General features: G+C 46.7%; 10 protein-coding genes. 4 read left to right on the top strand and 6 right to left on the bottom strand.

All coding sequences use genetic code 11. From position 1 onward, the window contains the following. Positions 1-243: 243 nt before the first annotated feature. The 4 genes from clpX to QUB64_RS00710 all read right to left on the bottom strand — a co-directional run bounded on the left by clpX (position 244) and on the right by QUB64_RS00710 (position 4459). A complete protein-coding gene (gene clpX / locus QUB64_RS00695; RefSeq protein ID WP_333268950.1) occupies positions 244-1587 on the bottom strand; it encodes an ATP-dependent protease ATP-binding subunit ClpX in 1344 nt (447 codons plus the stop codon). A 9-nt stretch (positions 1588-1596) separates the two neighbouring features. Further along, positions 1597-2286, bottom strand: coding sequence for an ATP-dependent Clp endopeptidase proteolytic subunit ClpP (gene clpP / locus QUB64_RS00700; RefSeq protein ID WP_293129144.1), 690 nt, complete (start codon positions 2284-2286; stop codon positions 1597-1599). A gap of 590 nt (positions 2287-2876) precedes the next feature. After that, positions 2877-4298 (bottom strand): trigger factor, encoded by a 1422-nt coding sequence (gene tig, locus QUB64_RS00705; RefSeq protein WP_333268951.1) that lies wholly within the window; start codon positions 4296-4298, stop codon positions 2877-2879. Between the two features lie 26 nt (positions 4299-4324). Continuing rightward, a complete protein-coding gene (locus QUB64_RS00710; RefSeq protein WP_333325345.1) occupies positions 4325-4459 on the bottom strand; it encodes a hypothetical protein in 135 nt (44 codons plus the stop codon). Between the two features lie 398 nt (positions 4460-4857). On the opposite strand from QUB64_RS00710, the gene QUB64_RS00715 reads away from it, so the two are divergent. From QUB64_RS00715 to QUB64_RS00730, 4 genes are all read left to right on the top strand, one after another. Next, the gene (locus QUB64_RS00715) at positions 4858-5901 is read left to right on the top strand and encodes an aspartate-semialdehyde dehydrogenase (protein ID WP_333268952.1); all 1044 of its coding nucleotides are present in this window, start codon (positions 4858-4860) and stop codon (positions 5899-5901) included. 242 nt (positions 5902-6143) lie between these two features. After that, entirely contained in the window at positions 6144-7067 is a 924-nt protein-coding gene (gene dapA, locus QUB64_RS00720; RefSeq protein WP_333268953.1) for a 4-hydroxy-tetrahydrodipicolinate synthase, read from the top strand. Between the two features lie 275 nt (positions 7068-7342). After that, on the top strand, positions 7343-9211 hold the full coding sequence (locus tag QUB64_RS00725) for a ribonuclease J (RefSeq protein ID WP_333268954.1): 1869 nt from the start codon (positions 7343-7345) through the stop codon (positions 9209-9211). Positions 9212-9552: 341 nt separating this feature from the next. Then, positions 9553-14925, top strand: a complete 5373-nt coding sequence (locus QUB64_RS00730; RefSeq protein WP_333268955.1) for a trifunctional serine/threonine-protein kinase/ATP-binding protein/sensor histidine kinase — start codon at positions 9553-9555, stop codon at positions 14923-14925. 137 nt (positions 14926-15062) lie between these two features. Here the strand turns inward: QUB64_RS00730 and QUB64_RS00735 are convergent, their stop codons facing one another. Together QUB64_RS00735 and thrC are read right to left on the bottom strand one after the other, a co-directional pair. Next, entirely contained in the window at positions 15063-15338 is a 276-nt protein-coding gene (locus QUB64_RS00735) for a MoaD/ThiS family protein (RefSeq protein WP_293151030.1), read from the bottom strand. Between the two features lie 113 nt (positions 15339-15451). Then, positions 15452-16750 (bottom strand): threonine synthase, encoded by a 1299-nt coding sequence (gene thrC, locus QUB64_RS00740; RefSeq protein ID WP_333268956.1) that lies wholly within the window; start codon positions 16748-16750, stop codon positions 15452-15454. Between the last annotated feature and the right edge of the window lie 523 nt (positions 16751-17273).

Consider the following 17273-nt stretch of genomic DNA (forward strand, 5'->3'; position numbering starts at 1 on the left):
TGAAGAAGGACTGAAGTCCTCACTACGAACCTCAGGAATGAAGAAGGACTGAAGTCCTCACTACGAACCTCAGGAATTAAGAAGGACTGAAGTCCTCACTACGAACCTCAGGAATGAAGAAGGACTGAAGTCCTCGCTACGAACCTCAGGAATGAAGAAGGACTGAAGTCCTCACTACGAACCTCAGGAATGAAGAAGGACTGAAGTCCTCACTACGAACCTATTGAGTGAAAACTTCTACTTTTAAGCTGACTCTGGTTTTGGTAGCGAAGATGGCAGCACCAACAATTCCGCAGTCGATCGCTTCTCAACCATTTCCTTAGTAATCGTACACCGCGTCACATCCTTCCGCGACGGCAACTCGTACATCACATCTAACATTAATTCTTCGACAATTCCCCGCAGCGCCCGCGCTCCTGTTTTGCGGCGGTATGCTTCCTGGGCGATCGCCCGAATCGCATCCGACTGAAAATCCAACTGTACATTATCCATTTTTAGCAGCTTTTGATACTGCTTCACCAAAGCATTGCGCGGCTCAGTCAAAATCGCCATCAGCGTCGCCTCATCCAGGGGATCTAACACAGCGGCCACCGGCACCCGCCCGATAAACTCTGGAATCATCCCATATTTTACCAAATCGTCTGGTTCCAGTTGCCTGAGCACATCGGCGGCCCGCTTTTCCTTCGGCACAGCTTCTCCCGGCTGAATAAAACCCATTGACTTTTTACCAGTTCTCTGCTCGATCACTTTGTCCAGGCCGACAAAAGCGCCACCGCAAATAAACATAATATTGCTGGTATCAATTTGGATACAATCTTGATACGGGTGCTTGCGGCCGCCTTGAGGTGGTACATTGGCGATCGTCCCCTCCAGCATTTTCAGCAAAGCCTGCTGGACTCCTTCCCCAGAGACATCCCGCGTAATTGAAGGATTTTCGCTCTTGCGGGCAATTTTGTCAATTTCATCAATATAAATAATTCCGCGCTGCGCCTCTTCCACGTCCATATCTGCCACTTGCAGCAGCCGCAGCAAAATATTTTCCACATCTTCCCCGACATAGCCCGCTTCCGTCAGCGTCGTCGCGTCAGCCACCGCAAACGGCACGTCCAGCATATCAGCCAGCGTCTGAGCCAAGAGAGTTTTGCCGCAGCCTGTCGGCCCGATTAACAAAATATTCGATTTTTGTAGTTCTACTTCTTCCGGCGGGTGCTTGCCACTATTTTTGGCATGAATAAAGCTGAGGCGCTTGTAGTGGTTGTAAACTGCTACCGAGAGGACTTTTTTCGCTTCCTCTTGACCGATCGCATTTTCGTCGAGATAATTTTTTATTTCCCTCGGCTTGGGAATTTGGCTCATCGACATACTTTTGCCGGAGGTAGCGCGGCGCTTCTGGGTCGTTTCCTGCTTCGCAACCGCCGCCGCCGCCGGCACAGAACTCGAATCGAACAACTCCTCATCTAAAATTTCATTGCACAAATCAACGCATTCGTCGCAGATGTAGACCCCTGGGCCTGCGATTAGCTTGCGTACTTGCTCTTGAGACTTGCCACAAAACGAACATTTTAGATGGGAGTCGTACTTAGACATAACAGCCTCTTATTTCAGTGCAGTGACGTTTTCTCCCGCAGCCGGAAGGTTTTCTTTTTCGATAACTCGATCGACCAATCCGTAATCTTTGGCTTCATCGGCTGACATAAAAAAGTCGCGCTCAGTATCAGCCTCTAATTTGTCGATCTGTTGACCCGTGTGATGCGCTAACAATTGATTCAGCTTACGCTTATGATAAAGGATTTCTTTGGCTTGAATCTCAATATCTACTGCTTGACCTTGAGCGCCTCCAAGCGGCTGGTGGATCATAATCCGGGAACTAGGAAGAGACATCCGTTTACCGTGAGCTCCGGCTGTCAGCAGAAATGCGCCCATACTCGCAGCCAAACCGTAACAAATCGTCACCACATCCGGGCGAATTTGTTGCATTGTGTCATAAATTGCCATACCCGCCGTTACCGAGCCGCCGGGGGAATTGATGTACATTTGAACATCTTTTTCTGGATCTTCGGCATCTAGATACAATAGCTGAGCTACGATCGAATCAGCCACTTCGTCAGTTACGGGAGTTCCTAAAAACACAATGCGCTCCCGCAGCAAGCGCGAGTAAATGTCAAATGCCCGCTCGCCCATCCCCGACTGTTCTAGTACCATCGGCACTACATTGCTGGGGCTAGAGCTGACATCAAAATCGTTATAGCTTGTAATTAGGTAATTGGAAGATTGAGATACCACCATAAGACACCAGTCAAGGATTCTAGACAATTTACTGCTGATGAAAGCTTGAAATTAAGCCGCCAGCTTTTAACTATTATGCCTCTTCTGAACCGACATGGGGGGGAATTGGGAGTTTTGAGTCCGTGAGATTGCTTTCTTTGCTTTGCGCAAAGCTGGCGGAGTGGATGAGTGAGTTAAAAGACTTACTTGCAAATCATGGCTCGTTTCTAGTGCGCGCGAACGGAAACCCGGTTTCAGGGCACAATCTTGGTTTGGCGGCGAGACATCTACATAAAAACCAGGTTTCTAGCCCCTGCGCGCGGGCCCTGTTGTAGCAAGCATCAGGTGCGCGGCATTCGTGTCAATTTCAGCTGAAGAGTTGATAAATATGGTTTACCCCCTAGGCTAGATCCCCCGCGCATCCCCCTGGTGGGAGGGGGACTTTGAGTGCTTCTTGTCCCCCCCTGGTTGTAGGGGGGCTAGGGGGGATCTGAGTCAGACCATCTAACAACAGTCTCTGACTACGTTTGACGTTAATTAGGCACAAATCTGTGCGCGCGGTGCGCACCCTTCTCCTTGTAGTTTCTAGAAGCAAGCAAAACTAGAAGGTTTTAGTCTTGGCCTACTACTTCCACGTCGATGACGCTCGTGGCTGCTTCAGCAGACTCTTCAGCGTCTGATGCTGGAGCTGCTTCGTCTGCTGCTGGAGCCAGAGAGCCTTCAGGTACCAGTTCGATTGTGCCTTTTTCTTCCAACCATTTCAGAGTTTTTTGTTTCAGCAAGTCTTCTGCTACAAATTCGCGCAACTTTTCAGGGTCAAAATCTCCTTTGGGAAACTGCTTTCTGACTTTTGCTACTTCTGCTGCTACTTCTGCGGGTTCAACAGACAAAGATTCCAGCTTGGCTACTTCTGCCAGAGCTAGAGTCTGCTTCAGCCTTTCTACTGCTTCGGGACGAGAGCGTTCTCGCATCGGCCCGATATTTTCTTCGGTAAACAGTTGGTTGATATCTATGCCATAATTTTTCAACTGCATGGCTTGTTGGTTCAGCAAATAATCAATTTCGCGAGCGAGCATTGTTTCGGGAATTTCCACATCTATTAGCTGCACCAGTGCTGCTGATATGGCTTTTTCCTTGTTAGCTGATAACTTGTTTTCTTGCTCTGTTTTAAACCGAGTTTCCAGGGATTCGCGCAGTTCTGCTAAAGTTTCAAACTCGCTGACTTCTTGGGCGAAGTCGTCGTCCAACTCCGGCAATTCTTTTTCCTTAAGTTCTTTCAGGGTAATCGTAAAGACTGCTGGTTTTCCCGCTAATTCTTCACTGCTGTACTCCGGAGGGAACTGCACGGAAACTTCTCTAGTTTCTCCCGGATTCATCCCGATCATGCCTTGGATAAAGCCTGGTACAAACTGATTTTCCGACAATTCTACTTGAAAGTCTTCGGCATCGCCGCCGGGAATTTCTGCGGGAGTTTCGCCTTCGGCTGCTTCTGCAAATCTACCCGCGAAATCTACCAAAGCCACGTCTCCCAACTGAGCCTGCCGGCCTTCTACGGGGATTAAAGTAGCTTTGTCCGATCGATATTTTGCCAGTACCTCATCCACCTGAGCCTCATCATACTTAACTTCTTCTGCTTGAAGCTGCAAGCCGGTGTACTCGCCCATTTTTACTTCGGGTTCTACATCAACCTTAGCCGAAAAAGTCAGAGCCTGTTCGGGATCGAACTTCTCTAGTAATTCTTCAAACTCGGTGCGCAGTTCAAAACTGCCAATTGCCGCAATTTTTTCTTGTTCGAGGGCTTTTTGCAGCGAGTCGTTAATCAAATTTTCCAAAGCTGTAGCTTTCAAACGAGTCTGGCCCAGGCGCTGTAGCAAAACTTGGCGGGGAACTTTGCCTTTGCGGAACCCAGGAATATTGACTTCGCGAGCGAATTGTTTAATTACCTGCTCGTAAGCTTGTTTTGACTTGGATGATGGGACTTCGATTTCCAAACCAATTTGACTGGCTGGAAGTTTTTCCTGGGTTACTTTCATCGGCTTTTTTGATATTTAACAATAGTCTAATAAAATACATACAAATCTGACTTTGCCTGCATTTTAAGTTTGTACGTTTTGAATTGTAGCGCCACAACTACCAACACCTCTACCGGATGAGACTGCAAGTCGTTTCCGGCTACGTTTTTCGCTCTTGCCAAATAGTTTTGGTTTGAGGATACTAGGTATTGTTGCTAGGAATCTGGAGGTTAAGTCCACTAATTGCCGATGCACCTTAGCACATATCGCCCTGTGATGTCAATGCAGCCGGCATAAGTGGCACGTCAAGTCAATGGATGCGTCTGCTAAAATGCAGATATATCCCAAAACCTAACCCGATGCGGATAGAGTGCCCGACGATCCTCTGCGAGGGCTTCGCTAACGGCAAAAGATGCTAAACTAGGATTGGTGGCGATCGCCCGCTCCGGTTAACCGCACCCTTGCCATCAAGTGACTGTCCTGAGCATCGCATCACATTAATTAAGTTTAATATTGAGTATTGCAGTATTTAAATTTGAGATTTCGATCGTTGAGAGTCTAATTTGTGGAGGAAAGTAATTTGTCTCAATCCTATCGAGTTGCCATTTTAGGAGCCACCGGCGCTGTCGGTGCCGAGTTAAGCGAGCTTTTGCACAGCCGGAGTTTTCCGATTTCAGAGCTGAAGCTGCTGGCTTCGGAACGTTCAGCAGGCACAACTTTGCCTTTTGGCGGCGAGATGCTGCCGGTCGAAGCAGTCAAAGAGCGATCGTTCGATAATGTAGATCTAGTGCTCGCCTCCGCCGGCGGCTCTATCTCTAAACTCTGGGCTCCGCAAGCAGTGGCCGCCGGTGCCGTGGTAATCGACAATTCCAGCGCTTTCCGCATGGATGCGACGGTACCGCTAGTGGTTCCCGAAGTCAATCCCCAAGCGGCGGCAACTCACCGAGGTATCATTGCTAATCCTAACTGCACGACAATTTTGATGGCAGTTGCCGTTTGGCCACTGCACAAAGTTAAACCAGTCAAGCGCATAGTTGTAGCAACTTACCAGTCTGCCAGCGGCGCGGGCGCTAGGGCAATGGAGGAAATGAAAGATCAAGCCAGAGCAATTTTGGCAGGGGAAACTCCCAAAACAGATATCTTTCCCTACCCCTTGGCTTTTAATTTGTTTCCGCACAATACGCCGATTAACGATTTGGGGTATTGTGAGGAAGAGATGAAAATGGTCAACGAAACTCGGAAGATATTTGGTACGGACGAGATGAGAATTTCTGCAACTTGCGTGCGGGTTCCTGTACTGCGCGCCCATTCGGAGGCGATAAATCTGGAGTTTGCAGAGCCTTTTAGCCCGATCGAGGCCAGGGAAATCTTAAAAGAGGCGATCGGAGTTAAGCTAGTAGAAGACTGGCAAGCTAATTATTTCCCGATGCCCGTCGAAGCCAGCGGTAAGGATGAGGTGCTAGTAGGCAGGATTCGCCAAGATATTTCTCACCCCTGCGGGTTGGAGATGTGGCTGAGCGGCGATCAAATTCGCAAAGGGGCGGCTTTAAATGCGGTGCAGATAGCCGAGTTGCTCGCCGACAAAGATTTGCTGCGAATCCCAGCAGCGGCTGCTTCTATTTAGGGGCGACTCAGCCCAAAAAACGGATACAAATCCCCTACTTAAGTCGTGGAGATCCCAAAATTTTAGACTAAGAGTTCAAAGTCCCAGATTGCATCTGTGGAGTAAATCTCAAATCTCAAATCTCAAATCTCAAATAGACTGAAGTTGGGAATTTGGGAAGGGAAATGAAGATTTTAGATAAACCTTTCATCTGAAATCAAAAATTTAAAATCAAAAATCAACAGTCTAAAATCGGAGAAAGTGTGGTAAAGTTTGGACGGGTTCTGACTGCAATGATTACGCCGTTTAAGGAAGACGGCAGCGTTAACTATGCGGTAGCAGAACGGTTGGCAGTTCATTTAGCCGATCGCGGTACGGATAGCTTGGTACTATGCGGAACTACGGGCGAGTCTCCCACACTGAGCTGGGATGAAGAGTACCAATTATTTCAGGTGGTACAAAAGGCAGTAGCCGGTAAAGCTTTGGTAATCGCAGGAGCCGGATCGAATTCTACCTCAGAAGCAGTCGAAGCTACGCAAAAAGCAGCTAAACTCGGGTTAGACGGCTGTTTGCAGGTGGTTCCTTATTACAACAAGCCGCCGCAAGAAGGTTTGTACAATCATTTTCGGGCGATCGCGCAATCTGCTCCAGAATTGCCTATAATGTTATATAACATCCCCGGTCGCACAGGCCAAAATATGTTGCCGGAGACAGTAGCTCGATTGGCAGAAATCCCCAACATTGCGGCCGTAAAAGAAGCAAGTGGCAACTTGGATCAAGCAAGTCAAATTCGACGCTTGACATCCCCGGAATTTGCCATCTATGCTGGAGATGATTCCCTAACTTTGCCGATGTTGGCGGTAGGAGGATCTGGTGTAGTTAGCGTAGCCAGCCATCTGGTAGGAGAGCAACTGCAACAGATGATCGAAGCTTTCGAGACTGGTCAAGTTCAAGTCGCTACCCAGATTCACTTGCAACTTTTTGACCTGTTTAAAGCTCTTTTTCTCACCACAAATCCCATTCCCGTCAAGGCAGCTCTTAAACTTCAAGGCTGGGATGTAGGTTCCACCCGTCCGCCCCTGTGCGATCCGCCCGTTGAGGTAACTCAAAAGTTAAAGGACGTACTGAGTCAGCTAGCCGCAGTATCAGCTATCAAGACAGGTGAGAACGAGTTTTCAGACAACTGAATATTAGTTGCGGTCAGTAGTGCTGTCCCCGCTCGCGAACGTCATCAGTCATTAATTATTAACTGTTAGCTACTTACTAACAGTCAATAATTAATGATTGGGGATTAAAGAGTGAACGCAGAAGACAACTGACTGCACGGGATAGTAAAACCAGTCTGGGAGTTTTCCATAAATATTTGGAAAAGATCGCCCTACCAAGGAGCAGCAGACGACAGACGACAGACGACAGACGACAGACAAGAAACAAATAACAAAATAACTAACAAAGGATACGCATGATCAAAAATACAACTGCATCGGCTCTAAAAGTTATTCCCCTCGGCGGACTCCACGAAATCGGTAAAAACACCTGTGTGTTCGAGTACGGCGACGAAATAATTCTTTTAGATGCAGGTTTAGCGTTCCCGACAGATGGAATGCACGGTGTCAATATTGTCCTCCCAGACATGACTTACCTGCGGGAAAACAGCCACAAAATTAAAGGTATGATCGTGACTCACGGTCACGAAGACCACATCGGCGGCATCCCTTATCACCTCAAACAATTTGAAATTCCAGTGATCTACGGCCCGCGTTTGGCGATGGCTTTGCTTGCGGGAAAATTGGAAGAAGCCGGAGTATCTCACCGCACTGAATTGAGGACAGTTCGACCTCGGGATACGGTCAGAATTGGCAAGAATTTCTTAGTCGAATACATTCGCAACACTCACTCGATGGCCGACAGTTTCACTGTGGCTATTCACACTCCTGTCGGAATTGTGATTCACACCGGAGACTTTAAAATTGACCACACTCCTGTAGACGGCGAGCATTTTGATTTGCAAAAGCTGGCGGAGTACGGCGAAAGAGGCGTGCTGTGCTTGATCAGCGATTCTACTAACTCAGAAGTTCCTGGTTTTACCGCTTCAGAACGTTCTGTCGCTCCGAATTTAGACAGAATTATCGCTCAAGCAACGGGAAGAGTGATGCTGACGACTTTTGCTTCGTCGGTACACCGATTGCAAATTGTTTTGGACTTGGCTAAGAAAAACAATCGGTATGTCGGAGTAGTTGGCCGCTCGATGCTTAACGTGATCGCTCACTGCCGCAATCTCGGCTACATCAAATGCGAAGATAGTATTTTCAAACCGTTGAAAGAAATCCGCAACTTACCTGACGACAAGGTTTTGATTTTAACGACGGGTTCCCAAGGGGAACCGATGGCGGCGATGACTCGCATTGCTAACGGCGAACATCACGAACTGAAAATCAGAAAAGGCGATACAGTCATTTTCTCAGCTAACCCGATTCCTGGAAATACGATCGCAGTGGTAAACACGATCGACAAACTGATGATGCTGGGAGCAAACGTGGTTTACGGGCGCGACAAAGGCATTCACGTTTCCGGGCACGGCTGTCAGGAAGACCAAAAGTTAATGATTAACATGACTCGTCCCAAGTTCTTCTTGCCGGTACACGGGGAACACCGGATGCTGGTTCAGCACTCCAAAACAGCTCAAAGCATGGGCATTCCCGCTAGCAATATGGTGATTATCGACAATGGCGATGTCGTAGAGTTGACCGAAAATTCGATGCGAGTTAGCGGTAAAGTGCCTTCAGGAATTGAATTGGTAGACTCTTCGAGATCGGGAGTAGTCAAAGCAAACGTCCTCAAGGAACGCCAGCAATTGGCCGGAGATGGCGCGGTAACGGTAGCGGCAGCTTTGAACTGGGAAGGCAAGTTAGTTGCCAAACCAGAAGTACACTTAAAAGGTGTAGTGACATCCGCCGATCGCGCCGAAACGATCGGACTAATCAATCAAACCATTGAAACAGTTTTGAGCGATCGCTGGTCGGAATTTGTCCTACCTGCTACTGCTGACTCGCCAGTTAATGTTGACTGGGTAGGAGTACAAACCCAAATCGAAAAAGCAATTGGGCGAGTGCTGCGCCGCCAATTGCAAAGCAATCCGATGTTAGTATTCCTGATGCAAATTCCTGAAGAAGCCGTGCGATCGGAAACCGTACAAAAATCTCAACTTTCCATCGAAGCACCCAAGTTAGCATCATCAGCAGCACCATCCCCAGTACCCGCCCCTGTGAATAAAGTAACAGGCCGCCGCCGTCCTCGGACTGCTGCAAAAGTAGCCTCCGTAGCTTCCTAGTATCAGCAATCCCTGGCGCAAAGCGCCAGGGATTTGTTTTTCAACAGCAGATAGTATCACATCCGGTAGCATCGGAATTATGCAGTGCCGGAATGACAAGCGAGGAGACGGCAGTGTCGTCTCCCTACCCCCGTATCCCTACCCGGATTAATTGTGGGGACACGAAACTGCCGTGTCCTAATTGTTTTTAGTATTAATTCCGATGCTACCACATTTGATATTATTCCGATGCCACCCGAAACTAAATCCGATCGGCAATAAAACGATCGCCGTCACACAAGCTCTCATGACAGAGCCAGTATCACGATCATGAGAATTTGTGCGATCGAGGTGTAATAAATATGACCGTAGCGTTGTTGGGTGATCGGATTGGGCAAGCCATTTACACGGGGACTAGAACCCTAGTCTATCGAGGACAGCGAGAATCTGACAACCAACCCGTGGTCATCAAATTCCTCGCCAACGCCTACCCAACTTTCAGCGAATTGTTACAATTTCGCAATCAGTACGCGAGCGCCAAAAATCTCGATATTCCTGGAATTGTTCGCCCCTACAGCTTAGAATCCTCTGGCAATAGTTATGCCTTGGTGATGGAAGACGGCGGCGATATTTCCTTAAATGATTCTCAATTCCAACTCAAACCTTTGACCGTTGAAGATATCCTCTCTCTTGCTATTCAAATAGCAGATATTCTGCACCAATTACATCAAAACCGAGTCATTCATAAAGATATTAAACCCGCTAATATTCTGATTAATCCAGGAAGCAAAAAAGTCAAGCTAATAGACTTTAGCATCGCCTCATTATTGCCAAAAGAAACCCAAGAGATCAAAAACCCCAATGGACTGGAAGGAACATTAGCATATTTAGCCCCAGAACAAACGGGACGAATGAACCGGGGGATTGACTATCGGGCAGATTTCTATACCTTGGGGGTAACGTTATTTGAATTATTAGCCGGACAATTGCCTTTCCAATCCGACGATCCGATGGAGTTGGTACATTGTCACATCGCCCAGCAACCGCCGTCTCTGACTCAATTCAATATTCCAGAAGTGCTAGCAGATATTGTACTGAAACTGATGGCGAAGAATGCAGAAGATCGCTATCAGAGTGCTTTAGGTTTGAAACATGACTTGGAGATTTGTCTAGATCGACGATCGAAAACCGGTGAGATTGAACCATTTGAAATTGGCACGCGGGATCTGTGCGATCGATTCAATATTCCCGAAAAACTGTACGGACGAGCAACCGAAGTTCAAACTTTACTCAAAGCTTTCGATCGCGTAGCTGGCGGCACATCAGAATTGATGCTAGTTGCGGGTTTTTATGGCATTGGAAAAACAGCCGTCGTCAATGAAGTTCACAAGCCGATCGTTCGACAGCGAGGCTACTTCATCAAAGGCAAATTCGACCAATTCAATCGCAACATTCCCCTGTCAGCATTCGTGCAAGCCTTGCGCGATTTTATGGGACAATTACTCTGCGAATCCGACAGACAACTAGCTGCGTGGAAAGCCCAGATTCTGTCAGCCGTAGGCGAAAACGGGCAGGTTATAATTGATGTCATTCCCGAACTCGAACAAATTATCAGCGCACAGCCTAATGTTGTCGAATTATCCGGAACGGCGGCCCAGAATCGGTTTAATTTACTGTTTCAAAATTTCCTGGAAGTATTCACCACAGCCGAACATCCGTTAGTGCTGTTTTTGGATGACTTGCAGTGGGCAGATTTGGCTTCCCTCCAGATGCTCAAACTGCTGATGGATAGCAATGCTTATCTGCTAGTTTTGGGCGCTTATCGCGATAATGAAGTATCGCCAGCTCACCCATTTATCCTGACTGTAGAAGAACTCAAAAAAGCGGGGGCGATCGTCAATACAATTACCCTGGCACCGCTGGCTTTTGCAGATACCAATCATCTGATTGCAGATACCTTAAATTGTTCGAGGGAACTCGCCCAAACCCTGACGCAATTAGTCGAGCGCAAAACTCAAGGCAATCCATTTTTTACGACACAGTTTCTCAAAGCATTATATGAAGACGGCTATATTCGCTTCGATCGCGATCGCGGCTATTGGGAATGCGATATTGCCCAAGTCAATGCGCTATCTCTGACTGACGATGTAGTCGAGTTTATGGCATTGCAATTGCAGAAACTGCCAGCAGCAACGCAACAAGTGTTGAAATTAGCGGCTTGTGTGGGCGATCGCTTCGATTTAACCACTTTAGCAATTGTTTCCCAACAAACACCTACCGACGCAGCAACTGCATTGTGGAAAGCGTTGCAAGAAGGTTTAATTTTGCCTACCAGCCAAGTCTATAAATTCTTTCAAGACGCGGAACAAGCTAATACAGCAAATAGCGTTAATCCAACATATCGCTTTTTACACGAGCGAGTCCAACAAGCCGCCTATTCCTTGATCCCAGACTACCAAAAACAAGCCACTCATCTCAAAATTGGACAATTAATTCAGGAAAACTCTTCAAAGATAGAACAAGAAGAAAAACTGTTTGATATTGTGGGACATTTAAATCTAGAACAATCATTAATTAATCAACAGCAGGAACGGGAAGCCTTAGCTAAACTCAACTTAAAAGCTGGACGTAAGGCAAGAAGTTCTACAGCTTATGTCGCGGCAACTATTTATATACAAACAGGGATTGAATTATTGACTGACAACAGTTGGAAAAGTCAATATGAATTGACCTTGAATCTCTATGTTTCTGCTACGGAAGCCGCCTATTTGAATGGGGATATCGACCGCATGGAACAGATGGCACAAGTTGTGTTGCAGAATGCCCAGACGATTTTAGATAAGGTTAAAATTTACGAGATTCAAATCACTTCCCTTACCACACATTGCCATCTGTTGGAGGCGATCGCAGTAGGCAGAGATGTTTTGAAACAATTGGGGGTTGAACTTCCCACAGAACCAGATGAAGCTTTTATTGGCAAAGGGCTACAAGCCTTGGCAAAGCAACTCCAAGGTAGACAGATTGAAGAATTAGCCGATCTGCCAGTCATGACTGATTTCCAAACACAGGCTGCCATGCAACTATTAGCCCGTTTGTTTGCTCCGATTTCGGCGGGAATGCCCGGTTTAATGCCAATACTTAGCTTGACAATGGTGAGCCGATCAATTAAGTTTGGAAATGCACCTGCATCCACAATTGGTTATACAGCTCATGGTATGGTAATGTGTGCTTTTTTAGGAGAGGTAAAACAGGGTTATAACTTTGGTAAGTTGGCAATAAATTTGCTCTATCGATCCAATATACCGGAAGTAAAAGCTATTGTTCTATGTTTATTTGGATCGTTCATTCAGCATCAACAAGAGCTATTGAGTGCTACATTACCTACACTAAAAGCTGGCTATGTAGCAGGCATAGAAACTGGGAATTTTTTATTTGCTGGTTACAACTGTTCGGCCTATGGCTATGCCATTTATTTTGGTGGACAAGAACTGAGTAGTGTTGACTCAGAGATGATAGATTTGAGTGTTGCCTTGGGTCGGATAAATCAATATTCTGCCCAGAGATACCTGGATATAACCAGGCAGATGGTACAAAATTTGATGGAAACGATGAGTCAACCAGATGCTCTGATTGGAGTTGCTTATGATGAGATAGTCATGGCTCCCAAGCACCATCAGGATAATGACGTAGGTTCACTTGCCCTAGTCTATATTTACAAAATGCTGCTTGCCTATGTCTTTGGTAATTATCCGGCTGCTCTAGATCACACGATAAAATCCAAAGAGTATTTAATCGCACTATCAGGATTAGTGATTTTTCCAATTTTCTATTTCTATGCTGCTCTGACACAATTGGCAGTGTTCCCCACAGAGTCAGAAACTAAGCAAGCCGAAATTATACTGGTTGTCGAAACTCATCAAATTACATTGCACCAGTGTGCGAAAAATGCTCCGATGAATTATCTGCACAAATGGTATTTAGTCGAAGCAGAAAAGCATCGAGTTTTGGGAAACAAAGCAGATGCAATTGAAATGTACGAGCGCGCTATTGCTGGAGCCAAAGAAAACGGTTTTATCCAAGAAGAAGCGCTTGGCAATGAACTGGCAGCCAAATTCTACCTAGATTGGGGTAAGGAAAAAGTTGCTGCTGGATATATGCAAGAAGCTTACTATTGTTACGCCCTAGGGGGAGCTAAAGCCAAAACTGACGATTTAGAAAAACGCTATCCCCAACTCCTCCAACCCATCCTGCAACAAGCTGCTCAACCTCTGATGGTTTTAGAAACCTTAGCCAGTATTTCGACCTCTTCTTACTCGCTCCACTCTACTCGCAGCCAAATTTCCTCCAGCACCAGCATCAATAACACGCTAGATTTCGCTGCACTCCTGAAAGTTTCTCAGGCAATCTCTCGCACGATTCAACTCGACGATCTAATCCAAACCCTGACTCAAACCATGCTGGAAAATTCGGGTGCAGATCGATGTGCATTGCTGCTGTGTCAGGACGAACAATGGCAAGTTCGGGCAATGTCCGATTTGAAAGAAACGACACTGCAAACTGTACCGCTAGAAGACAATCCCACACTTCCAGTTCAACTGATTTACTACGTCAAAAATACTTTAGAAACGCTCATTCTAGACAACCTAAAAACCGATCTGCCGGTGGCGATCGACCATTATCTACAACAACATCAGCCTAAAAGTGTCCTGTGTTTGCCGATTCTAAATCAAGGAAATTTAACGGGAATTTTATATCTCGAAAATCGGGGAACGAGGGGTGTATTTACGAGCGATCGCCTAGTCGTCCTCAACTTCCTCTGTACTCAAGCTGCTATTTCTCTAGAAAATGCTCGCCTCTATCGCCAAGTTCAACAAACTTTAGAAGAACTTCAGCAAGCCCAATTACAACTGGTGCAAAGCGAAAAAATGTCTGCGTTAGGGAACTTAGTAGCTGGTGTTGCCCACGAAATCAATAATCCGATCGGTTGTATTGTGGGCAATGTAGGTGCAGCCCAAGATTACATCAATGACTTGTTAGGTGTCATCGATCTTTACGGCGAGAAATTCCCTCAACCGGGTGCGGACATTGAAGACGAACTGGAAGCGATCGATCTCGATTACGTCCGGGAAGATTTGCCGAAGTTAATTCGGGCGATGCAAGATGGGGGCGCTCGCATCACCGCCATCAGCAAAAGTCTCCGCACTTTCTCCCGCGCCGACAGCGATACTAAGCAAAAATTCAACCTGCACGAAGGCATCGATAGCACCGTACTGATTCTGCGCCATCGTCTCAAAGCGAACGACAATCGTCCCGCTATTGAAGTTGTTACAGATTACGGCTATCTTCCAGAAATTGCCTGTTTTCCCGGACAGCTCAATCAGGTGTTTATGAATATTCTGGCGAATGCGATCGATGCCTTAGAAGAATCAAATATTGGACGTAAGTTTAATGAAATCAAGGCAAATCCTAACCGGATAGCGATTCAAACTTTAGTGGTAGACAACCAAGTCAAAATCATGATTACTGATAATGGAATGGGGATGAGTGAGTCAGTGAAACAGAAGATTTTTGACCATTTGTTTACTACAAAGGGTGTCGGAAAAGGAACGGGATTGGGATTGGCGATCGCCCGTCAAATAGTTGTCGAAAAACATGGAGGGGCGATCGAGGTTAATTCTCAACTGGGAACAGGAACAGAGTTTGTATTGACTTTGCCACTCAGTGAGAAAAAATAACCTATTCATAAATCGGCTTTTTTAGCGTCAAATTTTATCAAAAAAAATCACTCGATTTTAACCTAAAATAAACGCAGATAGATTTAACAAATATCTGCGTTCATCTGCGTTCATCTGCCCCAATCTGCGGTTAAAAATCAACCACCAGCAACCGCCGGCACAATACTCACTTCATCACCATCTTTAAGAGCAGTTTCCGTACCTTCCAAAAACCGGATATCTTCGCTGTTGACGTAGAAATTCAAAAATCTGCGAGGTGCTCCTTGTTCGTCGCACAGGCTTTTTTTGATGCCGGGACAATTTGTTTCTAGCGCTTCAATCAGTTCGGAAATGTTTGCACCACCGCATTCTATTGTCGCTTGATTGTTAGTGAATTTTTGCAGGGGAGTGGGAATTAAAACTTTAACGGTCATGGTTAGTTGTTAGTTGTTAGTTGTTAGTTGTTAGTTGTTAGTCATTGGCTATTAGCTATGTGTTGGTGATGATAACCAATAACCAATAACCAATAACCAATAACCAATAACTATTAAACCGAAGCTGGTTGCCATTCTAAGCGTTCGAGGGTGCGGGCGCGTTCGAGGGCGCGCTCGAAGGCTTCTAGTTTTGGTTCGAGGGTGATGGGTTCGCCGATGTAGCCTTGAACTGCTTCTTGGGTTTTCAAGCCGTTGCCGGTGATGTAGGCGACGGTTGTTTCGTCGGGATTGATTTTACCTGCTTCTACGAGTTTCTTCAAGACTGCGATCGTGGTGCCGCCTGCGGTTTCTGTGAAGATGCCTTCGGTTTCTGCTAGCAGTTTCATGCCTTCGATGATTTCGGTGTCGCTGACGGATTCGATGTTCCCGTTGGTTTTGCGGGCGATTTCTAAGGCGTACATACCGTCTGCTGGATTGCCGATCGCGATCGATTTAGCAATTGTATTCGGTTTGACTGGTGTCACGAAATCGCGACCTTCGCGGTATGCGCTCGCGATCGGGGAACAACCGTCAGCTTGAGCACCGCTGAATCGAACTTTCTTCTCATCCACTAAACCGACTTCGATGAATTCATTAAAGCCTTTGTAGATTTTTGTGAACAAAGAGCCGGAGGCAAGGGGGGCGACGATATGATCGGGCAATTGCCAGCCTAGCTGTTCGGCAACTTCGTAGCCGAGGGTTTTCGAGCCTTCGGAATAGTAGGGACGCAAATTGATGTTGACAAATCCCCAACCGTGTGTATTGGCGACTTCGCAGCAGAGGCGGTTAACTTGGTCGTAGTTGCCGTGAACTGCCATCACAGTTGGATTGTAAATCAGAGTGCCGAGGACTTTGCCTGCTTCTAAGTCGGAGGGGATGAAGACTACGCAGTCGAGACCGGCGTGGGCGGCGATCGCAGCGGTGGAGTTTGCTAAGTTGCCAGTGCTGGCACATGATACTGTTGTGAAACCCAATTCTCTCGCTCGGCTGAGGGCGACTGACACCACTCTGTCTTTAAAGCTGAGAGTGGGCATATTCACGGCATCGTTTTTAATATAAAGATTTTTTAGACCGAGGCGGCGGGCCAAGCGGTGGGATTTTAATAGAGGAGTCATCCCTGTGCCGACATCGATGACGTTATCTGTAGCGACTGGTAAAAATTCGCGGTAGCGCCAGATTGAATTGGGGCCGGCTTGGATGGTTTGGCGAGTGACGCGGCGGCGGATAGCTTCGTAGTCGTACTTGACTTCTAGCGGGCCAAAACAGCAATCGCAGACGTGCTTGGCTTGGAGTTCGTACTCTTCGCCGCATTCTTTACATTTGAGGGCTGTGAAGGTTGCTGCTGTGGATTGGGTTCTGGTCGCCTGGGTCATAGCTCAACTCTCTAGTTTTGCGATGTTTTCTAAGTCTTAGGAAAGATTAGCACGGTCTATCTACCCCGTCAACCATACCCGATTTTTTTAGTCGGGATTGATTTGGCAGCAGTATTTTGTCCGAAATGGGAGGTGGCTGGAGCGGACTCAATCTCTTTCTCTGACTGGTTTCCAGGCTCTGCCGGAGAAGGGTGGTTGAGAGGAAATTTATCTCGATTAACCGAACTCAAAAATAATTGGGCTGCAAAACTAATTTCAAAACTTTATAAAGTTTTTTTTGCTTGTCCACTCACAACTCAAAACTACAGGGTTGACACACGGGGCCGAGAAACCGGGTTTCTACGAGATTTTGCGGACAGGAAGCAGAAATATAGCAAGAAACCCGGTTTCTGATGTGACGACGGGGCCGAGAAACCGGGTTTCTACGAGATTTTGCGGACAGGAACCAGAAATATAGCAAGAAACCCGGTTTCTGATGTGACGACGGGGCCGAGAAACCGGGTTTCTACGAGATTTTGCGGAC

This window comes from Microcoleus sp. Aus8_D2 (assembly GCF_036702665.1).
In the GTDB taxonomy this organism is placed as follows: domain Bacteria; phylum Cyanobacteriota; class Cyanobacteriia; order Cyanobacteriales; family Microcoleaceae; genus Microcoleus.

Bases quoted from the DNA above. Each gene is read 5' to 3' on its own strand.
- clpX (WP_333268950.1), bottom strand. From the start codon at position 1,587: ATGTCTAAGTACGACTCCCATCTAAAATGTTCGTTTTGTGGCAAGTCT.
- clpP (WP_293129144.1), bottom strand. From the start codon at position 2,286: ATGGTGGTATCTCAATCTTCCAATTACCTAATTACAAGCTATAACGAT.
- tig (WP_333268951.1), bottom strand. From the start codon at position 4,298: ATGAAAGTAACCCAGGAAAAACTTCCAGCCAGTCAAATTGGTTTGGAA.
- QUB64_RS00725 (WP_333268954.1), top strand. From the start codon at position 7,343: ATGATCAAAAATACAACTGCATCGGCTCTAAAAGTTATTCCCCTCGGC.
- QUB64_RS00730 (WP_333268955.1), top strand. From the start codon at position 9,553: ATGACCGTAGCGTTGTTGGGTGATCGGATTGGGCAAGCCATTTACACG.
- QUB64_RS00735 (WP_293151030.1), bottom strand. From the start codon at position 15,338: ATGACCGTTAAAGTTTTAATTCCCACTCCCCTGCAAAAATTCACTAAC.
- thrC (WP_333268956.1), bottom strand. From the start codon at position 16,750: ATGACCCAGGCGACCAGAACCCAATCCACAGCAGCAACCTTCACAGCC.